This window comes from Oceaniglobus indicus, from assembly GCF_002751875.1.
GTDB lineage: Bacteria > Pseudomonadota > Alphaproteobacteria > Rhodobacterales > Rhodobacteraceae > Oceaniglobus > Oceaniglobus indicus.
The window spans coordinates 134708-151049 of record NZ_NMZM01000005.1 but is presented as its reverse complement, the minus strand read 5'-3'; the positions used below and the strand labels follow the sequence as shown (position 1 = coordinate 151049).

Here is a 16342-nt window from a genome sequence, read left to right as displayed (position 1 = left end):
CCCGGCCGCGCAAAGGCAAAGGCGGGCAACCGGCGGTGCCCCGCCCGGGCGGGGGCTGCGTGCCGCTGCGCCGGATGCGACTGCCGCCCTTGATGCGCCCCCCATCCGCGCTGTAAAGACTCGCGCAGCATCGCACACATCGAAATACGGGAGAGCACGATCCATGGCAGGTCATTCCAAATGGGCCAACATCCAGCACCGCAAGGGGCGCCAGGATGCGGCCCGCGCCAAGGTGTTTTCCAAGCTGTCCAAGGAAATCACCGTCGCCGCCAAGATGGGCGACCCCGATCCCGACAAGAACCCCCGCCTGCGCCTTGCGGTGAAGGAGGCCAAGTCGAACTCGGTCCCCAAGGACGTGATCGACCGGGCGATCAAGAAGGCCGTGGGCGGTGACGCCGAAAGCTATGACGAGATCCGGTATGAGGGGTACGGTCCCAACGGTGTCGCGCTGATCGTCGAGGCGATGACCGATAACCGCAACCGCACCGCGTCGAACGTGCGGTCGACATTTACCAAGAACGGCGGCAACCTGGGCGAAACCGGCAGCGTTTCGTTCATGTTCGACCGCAAGGGCGAGGTGATGTATCCGGCCGCGGTGGGATCCGCCGACGAGGTGATGATGGCCGCCATCGAAGCGGGCGCCGAAGACGTGGAAAGCGACGACGAGGGCCACTGGATCTATTGCGCCGATACCGATCTGAACGAGGTGTCGAACGCGCTTGAAGAGCAGTTGGGCGAATCCGAGACCACCAAGCTGGTGTGGAAGCCGCAGACCCGCACCGAGCTTGACCTGGAGGACGCGCAAAAGCTGATGAAGCTGATCGAGGCGCTGGAGGATGACGACGACGTGCAGACCGTCACCGCCAATTTCGACATCTCCGACGAGGTGGCGGCAGCATTGTGAGCGAGGGTCCGCGCACCTTCCAGAGCGGCGGTTTGCTGCGGTTCTGCGCCCTGGCCGGTTGGCTTGGGGCGCTTGCGCTGGTCCTGTCGGTGATCGTCGCGCCCTGGTTCGTTCCCGACTATGACTGGATATCGGACACGATTTCCGACCTCGGCGCGGGCCGGAACGAGTGGATCGTCGACGTCGGGCTCTATGCCTATGCGGGTGGGCTGATGGTGCTGGCCGTGGGGGCGGCGCACATGCACCCTGGTGGCGATGTGGGCTGGACCGCGGGTTTGCTGGCGCTGCTGGTGCTGGGCCTGCTGGTCACGGTGATCGGGGCGCGCAACGAATACGGTGACGGCGACAGCGACGGCGTCGTGGTTCACACCAAGTTGGTCTATGGCCTGGGCCTCGGATACACCGTCGCCACCTTCGGCATGGCGTCGCAGGCGGGCGGCCGGATGACCACCGTGTTCCGTGTGTTCGGGGCGTTGTGGGTGCTCTGCGCGCCGGTGTTCTTCTTCCTGCCCACGGGCATCGACGGGTTGTTCGAACGGTGGCTGGGCGTCATCGCGCTGGGCTGGTCGTCGTGCGTGGCGATCGTCCTGTGGCGGCAGGCACAGCGCTGTGACTGATCCGGTGTCGACAACGCCCGAGGGGGTCGCGGCCCTGTTCACCCGCGCCGACGGCACCTTCGCCTTTGCGCGCTGGGGCAGGCCGCTGGTGCCGGTGGTGTTCGGGGTCGAGGATGAAACCCTGTCTGTGGTCAAGGGCGCGATCGAGGCCGTGGTGACGCTGGCCAACCACAAGATGGCGGAAACCGACCCCGAACTGGGCGCCAACCTGATGGTGTTCTTCCTGCGCGACTGGGACGAATTGTCGGGCGTGCCCGACCTTGACCGCCTGATTCCGGACCTTGCGCCCCTGCTCGGGCGGCTGAAGGCGGCGGACGCCAACCAATACCGTATCTTCCGGTTTGACGAGACGGGCGCGATCAAGGCGGCGTTTGTCTTCCTGCGGATGGATGCCCATCTGTCGGCGGTTTCCGCCGATACCCTGGCGCTGAGCCAGGCCGTGCAGACCATCCTGCTGTGGTCCGACCGCGCGTTCACCGACCGCTCGCCGCTAGCAGTGGCGGACGGACACACCATCCTGCGCCCCGAAATCGGCGCCCTGATCCGCGCCGCCTATGACCCCCTGCTGCCCGTGGCGGCCGCCGACCCCAGCCACGCCCTGCGCCTGTTCGCGCGGATGAGCGTGCAGTGAAACGCACGCTGGTGGCGAACGCCGGCAGAAGAACGGTTGCGCGACGCGGTGGGGACGGGGGCATGGATCGCCTTCGACGAAAACGGGCCGGTGCCGGATGCGAAAGCGCCGATCGTTACGGCTGGATTCTTGCGTCATCTGCCGCCGGGCGGTCGTAAGGCCTGGCCGTGTCCTGTGCCGGAAAACGGCACGTTCTGCTGACGATTGCCGGGTTCGGGGCTTGGTTCGGATCGACAACATCTGCGCCGCCCTTGCACCCGCGCGGCACCTGTTCCAGACCGGGAGCGGTCGCAACGAAGGACATGCCATGACTGCCACGCACCGTTTTGCCCTGCGGGTCTATTACGAAGACACCGATCTGGCCGGGCTGGTCTATCATGCGAATTATCTGAAATTCATCGAACGCGCACGCAGCGAATGGGTGCGTGGCCTCGGTGTCGATCAGCGGGCGATGAAGGATCGCGACGGCCATGTGTTCGTCGTGCGGCGCCTCGACGCCGAATATCTCAAGCCCGCCCGTTATGACGACGAACTGACCGTGGACACCACCATCGCCGAGGTCGGCGGCGCACGGATCGTGCTGGATCAGGTCGTGCGGCGCGACGGCGAGGATCTGTTCACCGCCCGCGTCACCCTTGTCGTGGTCAACGATGACGGGCGCGCGACGCGGTTGCCGGCGGAACTCCGCCGGGAGTTGCACTGAAAACCACCGAACCGGCGAAAATCACGCCACGCTCGCGGAAACGTTGGATTTCGCCGCGCGTTCGCCTATTGTGCGGTGCAGACAAGGCTGACACAGATCGGCCCGCATAACATGAGCAGGTAAGATGGAAACGCAAACGCTTGCGCTGGCGCAAGAGCTGGACTTCTCCATGTGGGGGTTGTTCGCGCAATCGACGCTGACGGTCAAGTTCGTGATGCTGGTGTTGCTGCTGGCGTCGTTCTGGTCGTGGGCGATCATCATCCAGAAGCACATCGTCTTCGCCCGCGCGCGGCGCGAGGCGGCGAAATTCGACGCGGCGTTCTGGTCGGGCGAGCCGCTGGACGAATTGTTCGACAAGATCGGCCCCGAGGCGGATGGACGCGCCCAGGCGGTCTTTGTATCCGGAATGACCGAATGGCGCCGCTCGCATCGCACCGATGGCGGCCTGATTCCCGGCGCGCAATCGCGCATCGACCGGTCAATGGATGTCGCCATCGCGAAAGAGGGCGAATCGCTGGAAAAGGGTCTGCCGTTCCTGGCAACCGTCGGGTCGACCGCGCCCTTTGTCGGGCTGTTCGGCACGGTCTGGGGCATCATGCACGCCTTCATCGGCATCGCGCAATCGCAGAACACCAACCTGGCGGTCGTGGCGCCGGGCATCGCCGAGGCGTTGCTGGCCACCGGTCTGGGCCTGCTGGCCGCGATCCCGGCGGTCGTGTTCTATAACAAGCTGAGCGCGGATTCCGACCGCATCCTGCGCGGCTACGAATCCTTTGCCGACGAATTCGCCACCATCCTGTCGCGCCAGCTGGATTCCTGACATGGCCGCAGGAACGATCGCACGCGATGGGGGCGGGCGCCGGCGGCGCCGGTCCAGCCGCAAGCAGATGTCGGAAATCAACGTCACGCCCTTTGTCGACGTGATGCTGGTGCTGCTGATCGTGTTCATGGTCGCGGCACCGCTGCTGACGGTGGGCGTGCCCATCGAATTGCCGCGCACCGCCGCCGAACCCTTGCCGGTCGAGCGTGAGGAACCGCTGACCATCACGCTGACGGCCGAGGGCACGATCCTGCTGATGAACAACGAAACCGAAAGCGGCGACCTGATTGCGCAGTTGCGCGCCATCGCCGCCGAACGGGCGTCGGACAAGGTGTTTTTGCGGGCCGACGGCTCGATCGCCTATGAACGGGTGGTGCAGCTGATGGGATCGCTGAACGCGGCGGGCTTTTCCAACATCGGTCTCGTGACCGATTCGGGCGGTCCGCGGCTTGACGATACGACGGGTCAGGAAAACTAGCGCATGGCGCGTCCTGTCGCAGTCTTGCGATGCGCCGGGTGCAAATGCGGCCGGCCGTCGGCACGGACACACGGTCGAATGTTCGATTTTGAATGGGCAGATCCTGCTCCGGGGGGCAACTCTTGAAGACCGGCAGTTACATCTCGGGCGCGGCGCATGTGGCGCTGGTGGGGTTTGCCCTGTTCGGTGGGCTGTTCAAGGACACGCCGCTGCCGCCGCCCGATGTGGCCAACGTCAGCGTCATCAGCGAAGAGGATTTCGCGGCCCTGACCCGGCCCGTCGAAGCCCCCGAAGTGACGCAACCGACAGCCGTGAGCCCCGGCACGGTCGAGCCGACGCCAGAACCAACACCCGAGCCGGAACCCGAGGTCGCGCCCGATCCGCCGGCGCCGGTCGTCGAACCCACACCGGATCCCGTGCCCGAACCGCCGGCCCCCGAACCCGAGCCGGTCGCACCCACGCCGGAACCCGCACCGGAGCCTGAACCGGAACCGGAACCGGCCACGCCCGCGCCGGCGCCCGAGCCCGAACCGACACCCCAGCCCGAACCCGAGCCTGCACCGCAGGCGCCGGCGGCTGCCGCGCCCGTGGAAACCGACGTGACCGATGTGGCGCCCGATCCGGCGCCGCCAGCGGTCGAACCGCGGCCCGTCGCGCCCACATCGACGCCGCGCCCCGCGCGCCGGGTGGCCAGCGAAACCGCACCGCCCCCGCCGCCCGAAGCGGTGGAGGCGCCGGTCGTGACCGAAACCGTGACGCCCGATCCCACACCCGAGCCCCCCGAGGAGGAAGTGGTCGAGCAGACGCCGACGGCCCCGGCCGAGGCGGCGCCCGAAATCGTGACCGAGGCGGAAACGCCCGACGATACGCCGACGCCGCCCCCCGCCGCGCCAACACCGCCCGTGACCGAACCGGACGCCGAAGCCGAACCGGCAACCGAAACGGCCCAGGCCCCCGGCACCGCGCCGGCATCATCGAACCGGCCCCGCCGCGCGCCCGACCGGCCGACCCGCACCGCCGCCGCAACACCGGCCGCGCCCGCCGCGCCTGCAACGCCCGCGCCGACGACGCCGGGCAGCAACAGCGAAGCGCGCTCGGACAGTGTGGACGCCGCGCTGGCCGAAGCCATGGGCGATCCGGCCCCGGCCAACACGCCCGCCGCCGCCCCCGCCCAGGGCGAACCGTCGGGCCCTCCGCTGACCCTGGGGGAAAAGGACGCACTGCGCGTCGCGGTCCAGAAATGCTGGAACGTCGGCGCGTTGTCGTCCGACGCCTTGCGCACCACGGTTGTTGTCGGCGTGGCAATGACCCGCGATGGCAAGCCCGATGCCGGATCGATCCGCATCATCTCGTCGTCGGGCGGCACCGACGACGGCGCGCGCCAGGCGTTCGAGGCGGCCCGCCGCGCGATCATCCGGTGCGGCGCTTCGGGTTTTCCGCTGCCGGCCGAGAAATACGGCCAATGGCAGAACATCGAGATGACGTTCAACCCCGACGGGATGAGGTTGCGCTGATGCGACACACGGCTGCCATCGGGGTTCGGTCGCACAATCGTGTGATCTTTTCGGCGCGCAACGCGTTACATGCGGACACACACCACTGGCCGTTCGGCTGAATGAGGAATGTTATGACACCGATCCGTGCCCTTCTTGCTGCTCTGACGCTGCTCGGCCTGCCGTTCACCGTCGCGCCTTCGTTGGCGCAGGACGGACCGCTGAGGATCGACATCACCGAAGGCGTGATCGAGCCGCTGCCCTTTGCAGTCCCCGATTTCGTGGCCGAGGATCCGGCAGGGGGCGAATACGCCGCGCGCCTGTCCCAGGTGATCGCCGACGACCTGGCGGGCACCGGGCTGTTCCGCCAGATCGGATCGGACGCCTTCATCACGCAGATCACCAGCTTTTCACCCTCGGTGGACTATGCAAGCTGGAAGGCCATCAACGCGCAGGCCCTGATCACGGGTGCCGTCAGCGCGACGGCCGATGGACGCCTGACCGTCAAGTTCCGCGTCTTCGACGTGTTTTCCGAAGCGCAACTGGGCGAGGGGCTGCAATTCGGCGGCACCACCACCGCGTGGCGCCGGATGGCGCACAAGGTTGCCGATGCCGTCTATTCGCGAATCACCGGCGAGGGTGCCTATTTCGACAGTCGCGTGGTGTTCGTGTCGGAAACCGGCCCCAAGGACGACCGCCGCAAGCGTCTGGCGATCATGGATTACGATGGCGCGAACGTGCAGTTCCTGACCGGTGACGGTTCCATCGTGCTGGCGCCGCGGTTTTCGCCGACCGGCGATCGGATTCTTTATACCAGCTATGAAACCGGGTTTCCCCAGATCTATCAGCTGGATGTCGGATCGGTGCAGCGTGTGCCGCTGCCGGTGCCGGGCGATTCGATGACCTTCGCGCCGCGCTATGCCCCCGATGGACAGACGGTGGTGTTTTCGGCGGCGTCCGGTGGCAACACCGACATCTATCGCCTGCGGCCCGGTGGCACGCCCGAACGGCTGACGACCTCGCCCAGCATTGAAACCGCGCCCAGCTATTCGCCCGATGGCGCACAGCTGGTGTTTGAAAGCGACCGCTCGGGCACGCCGCAACTGTATATCATGCCCGCCAACGGCGGCGAGCCGCGCCGGATCTCGTTTGGCGACGGGCGCTATGGCACGCCGGTCTGGTCGCCGCGCGGTGATCTGATCGCGTTCACCAAGCAGAACGCGGGCCGCTTTCACATCGGCGTGATGCGCACCGACGGATCCGAAGAACGGCTGTTGACGGCGTCGTTCCTGGACGAGGGTCCGACATGGGCGCCGAACGGCCGCGTGCTGATGTTCATGCGCGAAAGTTCCGGCGCAGGGGGGCAATCGTCGCTCTATACGGTGGATATTTCGGGGCGCAACCTCAAGAAGGTGCCGCTGGACGGGGCGGCATCGGATCCGGCGTGGTCACCGCTTCTGAAATGACATACCGTCGGCGGCACCTTGCCGAATCAAGGTGCGGCTGGCGTTTCCAAAATCGAAACCGGCTGCTAGTATCGTGCGAACGGGCAGTGCTCTGAACAGGAATATCACATGAAATATACCGGCAAGGTCATTGTGCTGGGTCTGGTTCTGGCCCTTGGTGCCTGCACCAACGCAAACCGCTTCGGCGGACCGGGGGCCGGTGGAACCGACCCGAACGCCGGCTTCGGCGCCGGCGATCCGCTGAACAGCACGGGTATCGATCAATCGTCGCTGGGTGCGGGATCGCCCGAGTACTTCCGCCAGACCATCGGCGACCGGGTGTTGTTCGCCGTCGATCAATCGACGCTCAGCGACAGCGCGCGCACCACCATCGCGGCCCAGGCGCAGTGGCTGATCCAGAACCCGTCCTATACCGCGATCATCGAAGGCCATGCCGACGAACAGGGCACGCGCGAATACAACCTCGCGCTGGGTGAACGGCGCGCGTCGTCGGCCCGTCAGTACATGGTGGCACAAGGCGTCGACGCCGGGCGCCTGCGCACCGTGACCTATGGCAAGGAACGCCCGATCGAGGTGTGTTCGACCGAGGCGTGCTATGCCAAGAACCGCCGTGCGGTCACCGTGATCGCCGCCGGGCTGGGCAGCTGACCATGTGGCGCGCTGCCCTGCTGAGTGCGACATTGATCCTGCCGGGCGCCGCCTGGGCGCAGGACAGCACGCTGGCCGATATCCGGCAGGAACTGGCCGTGCTGCTGACCGAGGTGCAGGCGCTGAAGCGCGAGTTGTCGACCACCGGATCACCCGAGCTGAACCTGGCGGGCACCGGTGCGCTGGCGCGGATCGACGCGATGGAGGCCGAGTTGCGTCGCCTGACCGGCGACACCGAAGAGGTGACGAACCGGGTCAACCGGATCGTCGCGGACGGCACCAACCGCATCGGTGATCTGCAATTCCGTGTGTGCGAACTGGAACCCGGCTGCGATATCGGCGCGCTGGGCGAGACGACGCCGATCGGCGGCGAGGCGGGGTTGGCCCCCGCCGCGGCACCGGCCCCCCCCGCCAATACCGGCGGACCCGAATTGGCCATCGGCGAACAGGCTGGATTTGATCGGGCGAAGGAGGCCCTCGACTCCGGTAGCTTTCGCAGTGCCGCTGACCTCTTTGCGGCCTTTGCCGAGACCTACACCGCCGGCCCGCTGACCGGCCGCGCGCATTTCTACCGGGGCGAGGCGCTGGCGCAGCTGGGCGAGAACGAAAGCGCAGCGCGCGCCTATCTCGAATCGTTCTCGGGGTCGCCCGAGGGCGACATGGCGCCCCGGGCCCTTCTGAAACTGGGCCTGATGCTGAACACCCTGGGCCAGACCGCAGACGCCTGCGCGATCCTCGACGAAGTGCCGGTGCGCTTTCCCCAAAGCGACGCCAGCCTCGAGGCGCAGACCGCCCGGGCCGGTCTGACCTGTCAATGATCCCAGGCGCCGTGACTGCGGCGCTGGACGACATCTTTCAACACGAACCGCCGCGCCGGATGGGGCTTGCCGTGTCCGGCGGCGGCGACAGCATCGCATTGATGCATGCGGCGGTGCCATGGGCCACGGCCGCCGGCGTGAGCCTGCATGTCGTGACGGTCGATCACGGATTGCGCCCCGAATCGGCCCATGAGGCCGTCATGGTCGCGGCGCAGGCCCGGGCGCTGCACCTTTCCCATGACACCCTGCGCTGGCACGATTGGGACGGCAGCGGAAATCTTCAGGCCGCCGCACGCGATGCGCGCCGCCGCCTGATCGCCGAATGGGCCGTGCCCCGCCGCATTCACCATGTCGCCACCGGCCACACGCTGGATGATCAGGCGGAAACCGTGCTTTTGCGGCTGGCGCGCGGCTCGGGGGTCGACGGTCTGGCCGGGATCGCCGCCACGACCGCCGGTGCGCCCAACTGGTTGCGCCCGCTGCTGGGTTTGCGGCGTGACGCGCTGCGCGATTGGCTGCACGGACAGGGGATCGGCTGGGCCGATGACCCGTCGAACGACGATCCGCGTTTTGACCGGGTGCGCGCCCGCGCGATGCTGGGCGGGCTTTCCGATCTTGGCCTGACGCCCGAACGGCTGGCGCGGCTGGCGGCGCACATGGGGGATGCGCGCGCCGTCCTGCGGGCGCAGGCGCAGATGCTGGCAACCCGTATCGTAACGCGGGACGGTCCCGATCTGGTGATCGACGACGATGGTTTCGACGCCGCCCCGCCGGACACGAGGAACCGGCTTCTGGCGGCGGCGGTGATGTGGATCTCGTCGGCCGACTATCGCCCCCGTTACGACGCACTCAGCCGCTATATGCGGCGATCCGTCGCCGATACCCTGTCGGGGTGTCTCATGCGGCAGGAACGCGGGTGTTTTCGCCTGACCCGTGAATATAATGCGGTTAAGGATCTGCGCGGCGCGACCGATGCGCCTTGGGATCGGCGCTGGCACCTCGACGGCCCCCACGATCCGGCGCTGCATGTTGCCGCGCTGGGGCCCCATGGCCTGCAGCAATGCGGCGATTGGCGCGATACGGGTTTGCCCCGGGCGTCCCTGCTGGCCACCCCCGCCATCTGGCGGGGTGAGGCGCTGATCGCCGCGCCACTTGCCGGGATGACCAACGGTTGGGCCGCAAAACTGGCAAAAGGGCGCGACGATTTCGCCGCATTCCTGTTATCGCATTGAACACGGCGCTCGTATCTCTATCTTAGAGACAACGGTCATAGGACCATTCCGCCGACGAAATTGGAGATTTCCTTGGGCAACGCGCGCAACCTCGCCTTCTGGGCCGTCCTGATCCTTCTGGTGGTCGCCCTGTTCAACCTGTTCTCGGGTGGGCAATCATCGATGAATTCCCGTTCGATCAGCTATTCGGAATTCGTCACCGCCATCGAGGACGGCAACGTCAACTCGGTGACCCTGGATGGGGAAAAGGTGCTGTTCCGCAGCACCGACGGCAATGATTACTCGACGATCCGGCCCGATCAGGGGGATGCCCTGACGCAGCGGCTGATCGACAACAACGTGACGGTAAACGCCAAGCCGCAGGAACAGTCGGGCTTCACGGCCATACTTATGACGTTCCTGCCGTTCCTGCTGTTGATCGGGGTCTGGATCTATTTCATGAACCGGATGCAGGGGGGCGGCAAAGGTGGCGCCATGGGCTTTGGCAAATCCAAGGCCAAGCTGCTGACGGAAAAGCACGGGCGCGTCACCTTCGACGACGTGGCCGGTATCGACGAGGCCAAGGACGAGCTGGAAGAGATCGTCGAATTCCTGCGCAACCCGCAGAAATTCTCGCGTCTTGGCGGCAAGATCCCCAAAGGTGCGCTGCTGGTCGGCCCTCCGGGCACCGGTAAGACCCTGCTGGCCCGTGCCGTGGCCGGCGAGGCGGGTGTGCCGTTCTTCACCATCTCGGGCTCCGATTTCGTTGAAATGTTCGTTGGTGTCGGTGCATCCCGGGTGCGCGACATGTTCGAGCAGGCCAAGAAGAACGCGCCCTGCATCGTGTTCATCGACGAGATCGACGCCGTGGGCCGGTCGCGTGGCGTCGGTTACGGCGGCGGCAATGACGAGCGCGAGCAGACCTTGAACCAGCTTCTGGTCGAAATGGACGGGTTCGAGGCGAACGAGGGCATCATCATCGTCGCGGCGACAAACCGCCCCGATGTTCTGGACCCGGCGCTGCTGCGTCCCGGCCGGTTCGACCGGCAGGTGCAGGTGCCCAACCCCGATATCAAGGGCCGCGAGAAGATCCTCGGCGTCCATGCCCGCAAGGTGCCGCTTGGACCCGATGTCGACCTGCGCATCATCGCGCGCGGCTGTCCCGGTTTCTCGGGTGCCGATCTGGCGAACCTCGTCAACGAGGCGGCGTTGATGGCGGCCCGCGTCGGTCGGCGCTTTGTCGTGATGGAGGATTTCGAGAACGCCAAGGACAAGGTCATGATGGGCGCCGAGCGCCGGTCGATGGTCATGAGCGAGGACGAGAAGAAGCTGACGGCCTACCACGAGGCGGGCCACGCCATCGTCGGTCTGAACGTGCCGCAGCACGATCCGATCCACAAGGCGACGATCATCCCGCGCGGTCGCGCGCTGGGCCTGGTGCTGTCGTTGCCCGAGCGTGACCAACTTTCGGTCAGCTGGACCAAGTACACCTCGAAGATCGCCATGGCGATGGGCGGCCGCGTCGCCGAGGAACTGATCTTCGGCAAGGAAAACGTGACCTCTGGGGCGGCCTCTGACATCCAGCAGGTATCGAAGATCGCCCGCGCCATGGTCACGCAGTTCGGCTATTCCGAAGAACTGGGTTTTGTCGATTACGCCAACGAACAGCAAAGCCACCTTGGCGCCTATGGCGGCGGCACCACCCACTCGGCCGACACCCAGAAGATCATCGACGACAAGGTGAAAGAGATCATCGACACCGGTTACCAGACCGCCAAGCGGATCCTGACCGAGAAGGCCGACGATCTTGAACGCCTTGCGCAGGGTCTGCTGGAATACGAAACGCTGACCGGGCCCGAGATCATGAAGGTCGTGCGCGGCGAACCTTTGAACCGGGGTGACGACAACGACGACCGCCCCGACCAAGGCAACACACCCTCGGTCACGGCGATCCCGAAGACGAAGAAGCCGAAGTCCGACGAAGCCGGGCTGGAGCCGGAACCGTCTTCGTGATGAAGCGCTGAAACCCACAAACCGTGATCCCGGAACCTCACTCAGGTTCCGGGATTTTTTGTTTGCGGCATCTGGCGTCCTTGGGCGTTGCCGCCCTCCGCCGGATCTGCCTTGCGGCAAACCCTGTTCCGAAGATACCTTTCGCCCCTGACAAGGCGCTGTGCGGCCTGTCCTCGATTCAACGCCCGCCCGCGACGCGGCCCAGACCAAAGGATGCCCATGCCCGCCCTGATCAAGACCCGGCACAGTGCCACCATCACCTGGCTTGGATACGTTCCGCATCGCGATGATCCCGAATTGGTGACCCGTCCGCTGGAGCGTATGCCGCTGACCTGGGGCGGGTACGAGGGCGATTGCCACGCCGGGGTGACACGGCCGTCCTGTTCGCGGGTCACCTCGCAACATCCCCGCAACACCGAGATCCGCAACGCCCGCCAGCTTTCGATCGTCAGTGCCGAGGATCTGCGCGCGATTGCGGCCGAATTGGGGTTGGAGGCGATCGATCCGGCATGGCTGGGCGCGTCGATCGTGCTGGAGGGGATCGCCGACCTGACGTATCTGCCGCCGTCATCGCGGCTTCAGGCACCCGACGGCGCGACCTTGACGGTCGATATGGAAAACCTGCCTTGCCAGTTTCCTGCCCTGACCATCGAAAAAGCCCGGCCGGGGCGGGGGAAGGCGTTCAGGTCCGCGGCGAAGGGGCGGCGGGGCATCACGGCGTGGGTCGAGCGATGCGGTGCCTTGCACCTTGGTGAGACGATGACCCTGCATGTGCCTGCGCAACGGGCATGGCGCGGGGCGGCGGCGTGAGAGAAACAAACGAAAATGGCCGGGCGGGTGCCCGGCCATGAGTACTCGTTAACCAACTGGTTCAGATGAGCGTGGCCGTTGCAAGGACCAGACCCAACAGCATTCCGCCATGAATGAAGAGTGTCGCTTTCAGCATCGGGATAACTCCTGTGTTGCAGTTAGAATGCCCCGGCGCGACTTTGGTTCCATGTGGTTGTGGGCAAAGATGATTTTTGCGTTTATCGCTGTCGAAGCGGCCGGTTGGCGATTTCGATGGTGATCGTGTCGCAATCTCCGCACGCGGGGGAATGTGCCTGCGCTAAACCGGGCAAGCGACAGCCGCGCAGACGGCGGGCCAGACCAGCAGAGGGATCAGACCATGACCGTGAAGTCCGACATCGAAATCGCCCGCGAGGCCAGGAAACGCCCGATCCAGGAGATCGGCGCCAAGCTGGGCATCGGTGCCGAGGATCTTCTGCCCTATGGCCACGACAAGGCGAAGGTGTCGCAACAGTTCATCGACAGCCTGAAGGACCGCGCGGACGGCAAGCTGATCCTCGTTACCGCAATCAATCCGACCCCGGCCGGCGAAGGCAAGACCACGACCACGGTGGGGCTGGGTGACGGGCTCAACGCCATCGGCAAGAATGCGGCCGTCTGCATCCGCGAGGCATCGCTTGGTCCGAACTTCGGGATGAAGGGCGGCGCGGCGGGCGGCGGATACGCGCAGATCGTCCCGATGGAGGAAATGAACCTGCATTTCACCGGCGATTTCCACGCCATCACTTCGGCGCACAACCTGCTGGCCGCGATGATCGACAATTCGATCTATTGGGGCAATCCGCTGGACATCGACACGCGCCGGGTAATGTGGCGACGCGCGCTGGACATGAACGACCGCGCGCTGCGCCAGATCACCACGTCGCTGGGCGGTGTCGCCAACGGTTTCCCGCGCGAGGCCGGGTTCGACATCACCGTCGCGTCCGAGGTCATGGCGATCCTCTGCCTGGCCAACGACCTCAAGGATCTGGAAAAGCGGCTGGGTGACATGATCGTCGCCTATACCCGCGACAAGACCCCGATCTATTGCCGTGACATCAAGGCCGACGGCGCCATGACGGTGCTGTTGAAGGACGCGATGCAGCCGAACCTTGTGCAGACGCTGGAAAACAATCCGGCCTTCGTGCATGGCGGACCGTTCGCCAACATCGCCCATGGGTGCAATTCGGTGATCGCGACGAAGACCGCGCTGAAACTGGCGGATTACGTCGTGACCGAGGCCGGGTTCGGTGCCGATCTGGGCGCGGAAAAGTTCATGGACATCAAATGCCGCAAGGCGGGCCTGGCACCGGCTGCGGTTGTTCTGGTCGCGACGATCCGCGCGATGAAGATGAACGGCGGCGTCGCCAAGGCCGATCTTGCGCCCGAAAACGTCGCGGCGGTGCGGGATGGCTGTGCCAACCTCGGTCGTCATGTCGAGAACGTGAAATCCTTCGGCGTGCCCGTGGTTGTGGCCATCAACCACTTCGTGTCCGACACCGACGCCGAAGTGCAGGCGGTCAAGGATTTTGTCGCCGAGCTGGGTATCGATGCCGTTCTCTGCAAGCACTGGGCGCACGGATCGGACGGCACGCGCGACCTGGCGGCCAAAGTGGTGGAACTGGCCGACACCGAATCGGATTTCGCCCCGATCTATCCCGACGACATGGGGCTGGCCGACAAGATCGAAGCGGTCGCCACGAAAATCTATCGCGCCGACGGCGTGGTGATCGACGGCAAGACCCGCAAGCAACTGGCCGAGTGGGAAGAGCAGGGGTATGGCCACCTGCCGGTCTGCATGGCCAAGACGCAATACAGCTTTACCACCGACCCCGAAGCCCGGGGCGCCCCCACCGGGTTCACCATCCCGGTGCGCGAGGTTCGCCTGTCGGCCGGGGCCGGTTTCGTCGTCGTCATATGCGGCGAGATCATGACGATGCCGGGCTTGCCGCGGGTGCCTTCGGCCGAGAATATCCACCTGAACGACGCAGGCCAGATCGAAGGGCTGTTCTGACGTTCAGAGCCCGGTCCGCGGCGTCGAAATGGGCCGCCGCCGATACGAACGTGAACCATGAAGAAAGAAGATGACGATGACCGCAACGATCCTCGACGGCAAGGCCTTCGCCGCCACCATCCGCGCCAAGGTTGCCGACGGCGTCGCCACCCTGAAGTCCGAGCATGGCATCACCCCCGGCCTGGCCGTGGTGCTGGTTGGCGACGACCCTGCGTCACAGGTTTATGTCCGCTCGAAGAACAAGATGACGGCCGAGGCGGGAATGGCATCATTCGAACATCGGCTGGATGCGGATACTTCCGAAGATGCGCTGTTGGCGATCATCAGGAAACTGAACGACGATCCGCAGGTGCATGGAATCCTTGTGCAACTGCCGCTGCCCGACCACCTGGATTCCGATTTGGTGATCAACGCGATCGATCCGGCCAAGGATGTGGACGGCTTTCACATTTCCAATGTCGGGCGGTTGGGGACGGGCCAGAAAAGCATGGTGCCCTGCACCCCGCTGGGATGCCTGATGATGCTGCGTGACCACCACGGCAGCCTCTCCGGGATGGAGGTCGCGGTGATCGGTCGCTCGAATATCGTCGGCAAGCCGATGGCGCAACTGCTGCTGAACGACAGCTGCACCGTCACGATCTGTCACAGCAAGACGCGCTATCTGCCCGGTGTCGTGCGCCGCGCTGATATCGTGGTTGCCGCCGTGGGGCGGGCCGAAATGGTGACGGGCGACTGGCTGAAGCCCGGAGCGACGCTGATCGACGTGGGGATCAACCGCATCCCCGATGGCGACAAGACCCGGCTGGTGGGGGACGCCGATTTCGCAAGTTGTGTCGAGGTGGCGGGCGCCATCACGCCGGTGCCCGGCGGCGTCGGTCCCATGACCATCGCCTGTCTGTTGGCCAACACGCTGACCGCCTGTTGCCGCGCCAACAATCTACCCGAACCCGAGGGCCTGACACCCTGACACCGGATCTCAGGCTGACCGCGTCCGGGGCACCGGAATGGCGTGCGCCATGGGGCCGGTCAGCACCGCCGTCGCCTCGGCGCGCATGAGGGTGCGGAACACCGGGTCGGCCCAGCTCAGCCCGCCGGTAAAGGTGCCGAACGCGGGCAGGATCACGCGGTTGGAATCGTGCAGGAAACACGGCCGCGAGACGTGTTTGCCCCGCAGCGACAGCACCGCCTTGGGGTGGTAGTGTCCCGAAACCTCGCCCGCCTCGCCGGGCACCGCGATGTGGCGAAAGGTCAGGGGCGGCAAGGGCAGGCTGTGCAGGTGGACGCCCCCGATCCCGGTGAGGTCGGGATCGTGGTTGCCTTCGATCCAAACCCATCGGCGCCCCCGCTGAAGCCGCGCGATCCACGCCCGGTCGTCGGCACCCAACCCATGGGCGGCGGCGCCATCGTCGAAACTGTCGCCCAGGCTGACGACGCAGGCCGGATCCAGTGTCGCGATCTCGGCCTCAAGCCGGGTCAGGGTGTCGCGGGTTTCATAGGGGGGCAACATGGTGCCGCCGCGCCGCGCGATCCGCTCGCTCTTGCCCAGGTGCAGGTCGGACACGCACAGCAGCCGTTTCGCAGGCCACCAAAGAGCGCCGGTGGCACGGGCGAACAATGTCTCGCCGGACAGGGAAATCGTGCAGTGCTGCATCCGCGCTAGGTGTCGGTTTCCCCTGCGAACTTCAAGCCTTGGCGCGG

Annotated in this window: 16 protein-coding genes; 15 read left to right on the top strand and 1 reads right to left on the bottom strand. The window is 65.8% G+C overall.

Annotated features, from left to right (window positions below):
- The first annotated feature begins 163 nt into the window (after positions 1-163).
- From CFP68_RS09630 to folD, 15 genes are all read left to right on the top strand, one after another.
- Positions 164-904, top strand: a complete 741-nt coding sequence (locus CFP68_RS09630) for a YebC/PmpR family DNA-binding transcriptional regulator (RefSeq protein ID WP_099826707.1) — start codon at positions 164-166, stop codon at positions 902-904.
- The gene (locus tag CFP68_RS09625) at positions 901-1521 is read left to right on the top strand and encodes a DUF998 domain-containing protein (RefSeq protein WP_158234150.1); all 621 of its coding nucleotides are present in this window, start codon (positions 901-903) and stop codon (positions 1519-1521) included. The genes CFP68_RS09630 and CFP68_RS09625 overlap by 4 nt, the downstream gene beginning before the upstream one ends.
- Positions 1514-2152, top strand: a complete 639-nt coding sequence (locus CFP68_RS09620; RefSeq protein ID WP_241524028.1) for a hypothetical protein — start codon at positions 1514-1516, stop codon at positions 2150-2152. The genes CFP68_RS09625 and CFP68_RS09620 overlap by 8 nt, the downstream gene beginning before the upstream one ends.
- A 307-nt stretch (positions 2153-2459) precedes the next feature.
- Positions 2460-2855 carry a tol-pal system-associated acyl-CoA thioesterase gene (gene ybgC, locus CFP68_RS09615; protein ID WP_099826868.1) on the top strand — a complete coding sequence of 132 codons (396 nt, stop codon included), beginning with the start codon at positions 2460-2462 and terminating at the stop codon, positions 2853-2855.
- A gap of 124 nt (positions 2856-2979) precedes the next feature.
- Positions 2980-3675: a protein TolQ gene (tolQ, locus tag CFP68_RS09610; protein ID WP_099826705.1), complete on the top strand. Its 696-nt coding sequence runs from the start codon at positions 2980-2982 to the stop codon at positions 3673-3675.
- A 1-nt stretch (position 3676) separates the two neighbouring features.
- Entirely contained in the window at positions 3677-4153 is a 477-nt protein-coding gene (gene tolR / locus CFP68_RS09605; RefSeq protein WP_099826704.1) for a protein TolR, read from the top strand.
- Between the two features lie 122 nt (positions 4154-4275).
- Positions 4276-5667, top strand: a complete 1392-nt coding sequence (locus CFP68_RS09600; RefSeq protein ID WP_145953426.1) for a hypothetical protein — start codon at positions 4276-4278, stop codon at positions 5665-5667.
- 113 nt (positions 5668-5780) lie between these two features.
- Complete coding sequence (tolB, locus tag CFP68_RS09595; protein ID WP_099826702.1) at positions 5781-7112, top strand: Tol-Pal system beta propeller repeat protein TolB; 1332 nt, start codon at positions 5781-5783, stop codon at positions 7110-7112.
- A gap of 108 nt (positions 7113-7220) precedes the next feature.
- Positions 7221-7760: a peptidoglycan-associated lipoprotein Pal gene (gene pal / locus CFP68_RS09590; protein ID WP_099826701.1), complete on the top strand. Its 540-nt coding sequence runs from the start codon at positions 7221-7223 to the stop codon at positions 7758-7760.
- Between the two features lie 2 nt (positions 7761-7762).
- Entirely contained in the window at positions 7763-8578 is an 816-nt protein-coding gene (gene ybgF / locus CFP68_RS09585; RefSeq protein WP_099826700.1) for a tol-pal system protein YbgF, read from the top strand.
- The gene (tilS, locus tag CFP68_RS09580; protein WP_099826699.1) at positions 8575-9810 is read left to right on the top strand and encodes a tRNA lysidine(34) synthetase TilS; all 1236 of its coding nucleotides are present in this window, start codon (positions 8575-8577) and stop codon (positions 9808-9810) included. Before ybgF ends, tilS begins: the two co-directional genes overlap by 4 nt.
- 72 nt (positions 9811-9882) lie before the next feature.
- Positions 9883-11802, top strand: coding sequence for an ATP-dependent zinc metalloprotease FtsH (ftsH, locus tag CFP68_RS09575; RefSeq protein ID WP_099826698.1), 1920 nt, complete (start codon positions 9883-9885; stop codon positions 11800-11802).
- A 219-nt stretch (positions 11803-12021) separates the two neighbouring features.
- Positions 12022-12612 (top strand): MOSC domain-containing protein, encoded by a 591-nt coding sequence (locus tag CFP68_RS09570; protein ID WP_099826867.1) that lies wholly within the window; start codon positions 12022-12024, stop codon positions 12610-12612.
- A gap of 358 nt (positions 12613-12970) precedes the next feature.
- Complete coding sequence (locus CFP68_RS09565) at positions 12971-14644, top strand: formate--tetrahydrofolate ligase (protein WP_099826697.1); 1674 nt, start codon at positions 12971-12973, stop codon at positions 14642-14644.
- A 76-nt stretch (positions 14645-14720) separates the two neighbouring features.
- Entirely contained in the window at positions 14721-15611 is an 891-nt protein-coding gene (folD, locus tag CFP68_RS09560) for a bifunctional methylenetetrahydrofolate dehydrogenase/methenyltetrahydrofolate cyclohydrolase FolD (protein WP_099826866.1), read from the top strand.
- Between the two features lie 9 nt (positions 15612-15620).
- On the opposite strand, the gene pdeM is transcribed toward folD, so the two are convergent.
- Positions 15621-16295 (bottom strand): ligase-associated DNA damage response endonuclease PdeM, encoded by a 675-nt coding sequence (gene pdeM / locus CFP68_RS09555; RefSeq protein ID WP_099826696.1) that lies wholly within the window; start codon positions 16293-16295, stop codon positions 15621-15623.
- Positions 16296-16342: the final 47 nt, after the last annotated feature.

Bases quoted from the DNA above. Each gene is read 5' to 3' on its own strand.
- CFP68_RS09630 (WP_099826707.1), top strand. From the start codon at position 164: ATGGCAGGTCATTCCAAATGGGCCAACATCCAGCACCGCAAGGGGCGC.
- ybgC (WP_099826868.1), top strand. From the start codon at position 2,460: ATGACTGCCACGCACCGTTTTGCCCTGCGGGTCTATTACGAAGACACC.
- tolQ (WP_099826705.1), top strand. From the start codon at position 2,980: ATGGAAACGCAAACGCTTGCGCTGGCGCAAGAGCTGGACTTCTCCATG.
- tolR (WP_099826704.1), top strand. From the start codon at position 3,677: ATGGCCGCAGGAACGATCGCACGCGATGGGGGCGGGCGCCGGCGGCGC.
- tolB (WP_099826702.1), top strand. From the start codon at position 5,781: ATGACACCGATCCGTGCCCTTCTTGCTGCTCTGACGCTGCTCGGCCTG.
- pal (WP_099826701.1), top strand. From the start codon at position 7,221: ATGAAATATACCGGCAAGGTCATTGTGCTGGGTCTGGTTCTGGCCCTT.
- ybgF (WP_099826700.1), top strand. From the start codon at position 7,763: ATGTGGCGCGCTGCCCTGCTGAGTGCGACATTGATCCTGCCGGGCGCC.
- tilS (WP_099826699.1), top strand. From the start codon at position 8,575: ATGATCCCAGGCGCCGTGACTGCGGCGCTGGACGACATCTTTCAACAC.
- CFP68_RS09570 (WP_099826867.1), top strand. From the start codon at position 12,022: ATGCCCGCCCTGATCAAGACCCGGCACAGTGCCACCATCACCTGGCTT.
- CFP68_RS09565 (WP_099826697.1), top strand. From the start codon at position 12,971: ATGACCGTGAAGTCCGACATCGAAATCGCCCGCGAGGCCAGGAAACGC.
- folD (WP_099826866.1), top strand. From the start codon at position 14,721: ATGACCGCAACGATCCTCGACGGCAAGGCCTTCGCCGCCACCATCCGC.
- pdeM (WP_099826696.1), bottom strand. From the start codon at position 16,295: ATGCAGCACTGCACGATTTCCCTGTCCGGCGAGACATTGTTCGCCCGT.